A 6590-nucleotide genomic window follows, 5' to 3' on the forward strand; every position below is an offset into this window, starting at 1 on the left:
AATGGTGTGTATTTATCATCAGTTATTCCTAAAGTTTTTACAGCTATTCTATTTAAACCCTAGACATATGATGATTTATATTTTCCATTTTCATCTACACCCATATCCTTTATTTGACTTCTTACATCTAAAATATGCCAAGCTATCTCCTATTGTATCTAAGTTAAACCTCAAAAATGAAAACTCCAATAGATACAAAATTATAGAATCTATTGGAATTTTTCTATTTACTTGAATTAGACATCAAAAAGAAGTTTTTACTGATACCCTATGTTTTGTATAGTAACTGGCATTGAAACCGCTTTTTGATAGCTGTTTGCAGTTTTTAAGGTATGTTTTTCATGCAATATTCTGAAAACTTACTACAGAATTAGTATTATGCAGCAAGCTTTTCAGTCACTATTTTTCTACAATGTAAATAGTTTAAAATATAATCACACTATCAATATTTTATACATTTATTTTTGTAGTAAGAATTACTATTCTTTTGTAATCAGTATACCCTTTATTATTTTTCTATCTTTTATATTGTTCTAGCCATTCTTTAGCACTTCCATTTGCAATTAACACATCATGATGATTAAAGCATAATAAATAATCAAGTGTTCTATTGGTTAAATAAAATTCAAATCCATAAGTTTCACTAAGCGTTTCTACTACATCTTTACCATTTGAAAATAAAAATGCTCTTTTTTCATCTAATGGATTAAAAAACATTATTGCTTCTGAATTATCAATAAACTTATCAATCCATTGCCAAGCATCTTTATCCTGAACAGAAACTTCATTAATAAATCCTTCCCACAAATATCTATCATTACTTCCTTTAGTATACTTAGTTATTGTATTATTTACTATCTCATCGGCCTCCTTTTCAGGAACTTCTCTAACTATAATTTTTAATGTTCCTATTGCAGACTTTATTTCTTCATATATATTCCACATATAAATTCCTCCATAATTAATGATTCTATCTATTTATTGGCACATCGTCTACTAGTATATGACCACGTACTGCGCCTCCGCTACCGCGTTTACCACCAGTTTGATATCCTACATGTGGAACATCTGGTCCATTAGTAGTGTGTCCTATATCAACATTTACTTCAGCTCCATTGCTCGCTCTCCATTCTACAGGAAATGACTTACCGTTTGCATCTTTTCCCCACTTTGTAACCTGAAAATCAGATTTTGCAGTTCCAATTTTAGAAAATGCGTCCTCTAAAGCGTCAATGTAAGTTTTTCCTGTTCCTCTTAAATCAACATCAACACCTTCTTTAAATACGTATCCCGTTACATTTCCAAGTTCAGCTTTACTTTCCCCATTGGGGCTAAGTCTGTAGTTGTATTTTATACTGTACAGACCCTTATATATCAACCGTTTCTACAGTTTTTATTTATACCATAAATCCTTTTTAAAATTTTAATGGTAGCCATTTTCTCAATGGCTACCACTCTAGTATTAATTATTATTTATCTCATTTTCTATTTTTAGTATTTCTTCTTCACTTAATCCTGTTATCTCACTAACAAATGAAACATCTGCACCTTTAATCAATGCCTTTCTAGCAATTTCCTTATTTCTTTCTACTTTACCTTCTTCTTTGGCACCTTCAATCATGCTTTTTTCATCCAATATCTTTTTCATCCGAAGTTCTGCAAGTCTTACAGTTTCAGGGTCTCTGCTTAGCGTATCCAAAACAGTTATTGCTTTTCTTATTTCTGGTTCTCCCATTTCTACCACCTCCATAACTTCTTTTTCTGGTTTAGTCAAAAATGCAAGCCACTTATTTAAACTGTTATTAAGTTCTGGTTGTTCATCTAAGTATTTTGATAATTCAACAAAATGTATCTCTAATACATCTGTAAGTTTCGTCTTTTCATCATCTTCCCATAAGTGATAAGTTGTATGATACTTTTTGCTATCTATATAATTAAAATTTAATATATTTATTGTTATAGTTTTATTAAGATTTTTATAGTTTTCACCCTTCTTTATCTGATTAGAATACAATCTAGACCAATAAAAGAGAGTTCTATTTATCATATTATATCTATTTATAAGTTGTATCTCTACATTTATATGAATTCCTTTTTCTGTTACTACCCTTACATCTAATATTCCAATCTTATCATCTATTGCTTCAATATCGGATAATTTTGTATCTACATATTCAATATGGTTTATCTTTTCTTTTTCAGTTCTCTCTAATAAAGCATTTAAAAAGCTTATTAATATATCCTCATTTTCAGGACTTCCGAATATCTTTTGAAATACTACATCATTCTTAGGGTCTAGTATCATTTTATCGTCATAGTTCATATCCACTTTATCACTTCCTCTTTTAATAATATTTTACCAAATCTATTATTATTATTCTATATTTCATCATTAATATTTCAATTGCATTCTTTGGATATATGCAGTGAAGGGGCATAGTTTTTTAGAAAAATTTCTATTGAAAATTCATTGAGTTTTCTACAAAAACTTTTTTGTTTTGTTTACCACCTTCGCCCCCTTTTCCCCCAACTTTTTATTATGAGATACAGCATTATTACATCTATTACCAATATTTTATCATACTGCTTCTTTTAAAGGAACAATTGGCATTACATATTCACTTTTATTCTTCATCATTCCATAGATTATATTTACAAGCCTTCTCATTACACAAACCAATGCTTGTATCTTTGTCTTTCCTTCTGATATTTTTCTTTTATAGTATTCCAAAAATACTGGATTTCTTGGAAGGTTACTTCCCTTTGCTACTTGTATTTGTTGTATTGCTAGAAAATAGAATACTGCGTATAGCTCTCTATTTCCTTGCTTACTCTTTTTATCCTTGCCTTTTCCTGCTGAACTAAAATTCACGGGTGCTATACCTGCAAACCTTGCTAGCTTATCAGCATTACGAAATCTTTTTATGTCACTAATTCCTGCTACAAGTGCTATTGCTGTTACAGTATCTACTCCTGGAATTGTTTCAAGCTTATAGTCCAATAATTTTAGAAGTGATTTCATTTCCTTTTCTACCATTTTGATTTCTTCAGCCTTGAAACGTATATCCCTTACAATACTTTGAATTATAAAATCCCTTGATTCTTGATATTCCCTAGTTGTATCTCCATCTGACTCTACTAGGTCAAGTATTTCTTTAGCTTTCCTTGTTGAACAACAATTATGACTTGGTTTTCTAAGAACCTTCGCCAAATCTTCCTCTGTTACACCTGTTAGGTGGTGCGGTGAAGGGTATTTCTCCCAAAATACTAATGCAGTTTTACTATTAACATCATTAAAAAATTTCTTATAGCTTGGATAATGATATGCTAATTGACCATGTAGTTGATTAGTTAGAGTAGTTACTGCTTTTACAATAGCATCTCTTCTATTTACAATCATTTTTATAGTCCAATACAAATCCTGTGGGTTAGCATCTGGTAGTTTATCCAGTATTCTTAGAAGTACAGCGGCAATGCAATATGCATCCCAATCATCACTCTTTTTAGTAGTTGGATAGCTCATTCTCTCCGAATAGGAAAGTGCTGAATTTACTTCCTTTACTACTTGTCCTTTTTCTATTAAAAATACTGCAAGTGACCTACCATAGCCATGTACATCTTCTAATCCAAATACTGGTGTTAAATCTCCAGCTATCTTTTTAGCCTTATTAAGTAGCTTTGTGAAATCAGAAGGCTTATTTTCTATTACAATAGTATCTAGTTTTTCATTCCAACAATCAATTATTACAGCGGTATGAGTTTCTTTGTGTAGGTCAAGACCAACATAGACATGATTTTGCTTATAGTGCGTTTTATCCACTCCTCCATTTATCATTGCAGGAACGCAGGCAACCTCAGTTTGAAGCATTCAGACTATCCAATATACATTGAATCTCTGTGCATGGGGGCAACAGCCAATCCGTTTCTACTTGACATTTTTGGTGGTAGCAATCTGCCCTAGTTAGTCTGTTCTCCAAACAAAGCCACCCACTCCCGCTATTTTTAATTTAGTTTTTATTACTAGAGAATAATATATATTTCTATCCTCTTTTGCTACTGGTTCATTATATGAGCCTCAGTACTTACAATTTAGAGGGCTTTGGGGGCGTTTTCCGCCCTCTTTACCCTATAGTTTTCACTTAGAGGGTTGAATTTTTCTCTGTAGAATTCATTATACAATCACCTGCATCTCTTTGAAAAATTAACAACCTACCCATTTTCATTTTTGAACACATTTATTAGAGACTAAGCCTTTGAGAATTTTTTTCATCCGTAGGTGCTTAGAGACTAATAGAAAATTTTCTAGGCAAATTTGCCTCAATCTTTCATTTCCTCTTTAGTTCTCCCTCAGAACCCATTGAAGAAAAGTTTTTCTCCTACATTTTTCAACTCCAAAATTCTTTAATCACTTCCCGCTATGCATACGGGATTTTACCACCTACTTTCCCGTTTTCTATTTTGAAAATTCCTAGTATCAGCCTAGTTATTTTTATTAATCTCCCGTTTTCCCGTGAAAAATTAAATGTAATTATTATTACAACTACATCATTTACTACCTATACAATTATTGAAAATATTATCTTATTATCTATTAGAAAACTAACGTGAAAACGGGAATTTTTAGTCAAAACTTCTTTTATTCCAATGCTTTTTAACTTCCCGTTATCTGTATTCCTGCGGGAATTTTCACGGGAAAGTCTATTTATATTTCTTTGGCAAAGCACTCCAAAGCCTCTCAAAAGTAACACCGCTTTCCTTGGATACCTTTGATACTGCAACATCTGCCGCTATTCCTTCTAGTATCATTAGTATTATTCTTGCTATCAGTATTAATAACTCCATTATGTTTTCCTCATGTTCCATTTATTTTTATTACTAATCAATTACAAATTGATTGATATACTGGTCAAATTCTCCTCCAAAAGAATTAACGGCACTGAAAACTACAATAGAACTATCATCATCCTTTGATATTACTATTTTGTAGTATTCAGTACCGCCTATTTCTATTATGGTTACAAACTTAGGATTTATTAATGTCTTTATATTATCAGTATCTTCCATTACACAAATTGAACCGTAATGCTCAATGTTATATTTACCCCAAATTTCTTTTCCTGTTAAGTTGTTACAATGTCTTTGAAATACCGTTCCAATTCATTTATTAATGGCTCGGATAGTTTATTATGCTCCTTTAATTTAGTTATATCTGTCATCGTATTTATTACAATCATGCTTATTGTCTCCTTTATGCTTTATTATTCTATTAGATAGTCAGATATCCATTTGTCGAATTCTTCACCAAATTGCCCTACTGGATAATACATAGAAATACCATTAGAATCACCAAATGCCAAAATTATTTTTAACATTTCTGTTTCATCTATAATTACCTTTAGTGCAAACTCTGGCAATATTTGAGGTACTTTATTACCTTGCATTAGTCCAAATTTATCTAGAACATAAATAGTATCACTATCTTCTATCACTACAATTGAACCAACTTCACTAAGGTTGTAATCCTTCCACGTTTCTCCTGCAATGCTTTCTGCAATTTCTTGAAAATATGTTTGTAGTTCTTCCTTCAATTCACTAGATACATTGGCTAATTCTTTTATTTCCTTATAGGTATATATTGTTATCATTATCTTTTCCTCCTTCTATAGCAGGCTTACAGCCCTCATTTTTTCTTCCTTACTGCTATTGATATAGAATTTAGCAGTAGTTTCAATACTGCTATGACCTGCAAGCTTGCTTACGGTAGTTATTGGAATACCTTTAGTTACAAGTCTTGTACAGAAAGTATGTCTAAAGGTATGTGGCTTTAGTTTCATTTCAAAATTTCCACTTACTGTATGTTTTTCAAGAAGTGTATTTACTGCATCTCTTTGAATTGCTCCTCTTTGACCTAGTATTAAGTATTCAGAATCTTTGTATGGATTATTATTTCTTTCTGAAATGTATTCCTGTATAGTGTCCATTACTTCAAACTTTACTGGAACTTCTCTCACCTTTCCTCCCTTGCCAATGATTTTAATTTGGCTCAATAGAAAATCAATATTTTTTAGATTAATGTCACAAAGTTCACTAACTCTTACTCCTGTAAACATCAAAATTTGAATTATCATTTTATCTCTTAGGCTTACTTTCTTTGAGTTTTGAATATAGAATTGAATCCTTTCAAGCTGATTATCTGTATATACTTCCACTTGATGCTCTGAACCACTTGCTATTTTTACCCTATCTTTCTTCAAGTCGATTACATTTTCTTGCATATATCCTTTTGCTATTAGAAAGTTATTGAAAGCTTGAATACTGTTTACTTTCTTATTGATAGTAGCTGGCTCATAACTGTTATCAACTAAATAGTTTTTATAACTGGTTACATAGAATCTTTTTAAAACTCCATCAAATTCTACTCCCATTGTTCCAAGATACTTTAAAAATGCTGTAATATCTCCAACATAACTTTGTATTGTATTAGTACTTTTACCATCTTCAATTAAATTAGTTTTGAATTATTCTATTATTGTTATCATCTTTTTTCTTCCTTTCATTGTTATTTTTAGGCAAAAGAAAAGACTAACAAA

General features: G+C 31.0%; 8 protein-coding genes. All 8 read right to left on the reverse strand.

What is annotated here, in order from left to right; genetic code table 11:
- Positions 1-516: 516 nt before the first annotated feature.
- Positions 517-945, reverse strand: coding sequence for a DUF6756 family protein (locus tag COL3_RS25220; RefSeq protein ID WP_008429250.1), 429 nt, complete (start codon positions 943-945; stop codon positions 517-519).
- A gap of 25 nt (positions 946-970) precedes the next feature.
- Positions 971-1378, reverse strand: coding sequence for a polymorphic toxin type 47 domain-containing protein (locus COL3_RS25225; RefSeq protein WP_008429252.1), 408 nt, complete (start codon positions 1376-1378; stop codon positions 971-973).
- A gap of 84 nt (positions 1379-1462) precedes the next feature.
- Positions 1463-2323 carry an Rpn family recombination-promoting nuclease/putative transposase gene (locus tag COL3_RS25230; protein ID WP_242982190.1) on the reverse strand — a complete coding sequence of 287 codons (861 nt, stop codon included), beginning with the start codon at positions 2321-2323 and terminating at the stop codon, positions 1463-1465.
- 255 nt (positions 2324-2578) lie between these two features.
- A complete protein-coding gene (locus COL3_RS25235; protein ID WP_035284517.1) occupies positions 2579-3835 on the reverse strand; it encodes an IS110 family transposase in 1257 nt (418 codons plus the stop codon).
- 863 nt (positions 3836-4698) lie between these two features.
- Positions 4699-4842: a hypothetical protein gene (locus COL3_RS29010; RefSeq protein WP_008429258.1), complete on the reverse strand. Its 144-nt coding sequence runs from the start codon at positions 4840-4842 to the stop codon at positions 4699-4701.
- Positions 4843-4875: 33 nt separating this feature from the next.
- On the reverse strand, positions 4876-5064 hold the full coding sequence (locus tag COL3_RS25240; protein WP_008429259.1) for a hypothetical protein: 189 nt from the start codon (positions 5062-5064) through the stop codon (positions 4876-4878).
- Positions 5065-5258: 194 nt separating this feature from the next.
- A complete protein-coding gene (locus tag COL3_RS25245; protein WP_008429264.1) occupies positions 5259-5645 on the reverse strand; it encodes a hypothetical protein in 387 nt (128 codons plus the stop codon).
- 15 nt (positions 5646-5660) lie between these two features.
- On the reverse strand, positions 5661-6503 hold the full coding sequence (locus tag COL3_RS25250; RefSeq protein WP_035284491.1) for a tyrosine-type recombinase/integrase: 843 nt from the start codon (positions 6501-6503) through the stop codon (positions 5661-5663).
- Positions 6504-6590: the final 87 nt, after the last annotated feature.

It is taken from the genome of Clostridium sp. LS, assembly GCF_002760435.1.
Taxonomy (GTDB): Bacteria; Bacillota; Clostridia; order Clostridiales; family Clostridiaceae; genus Clostridium.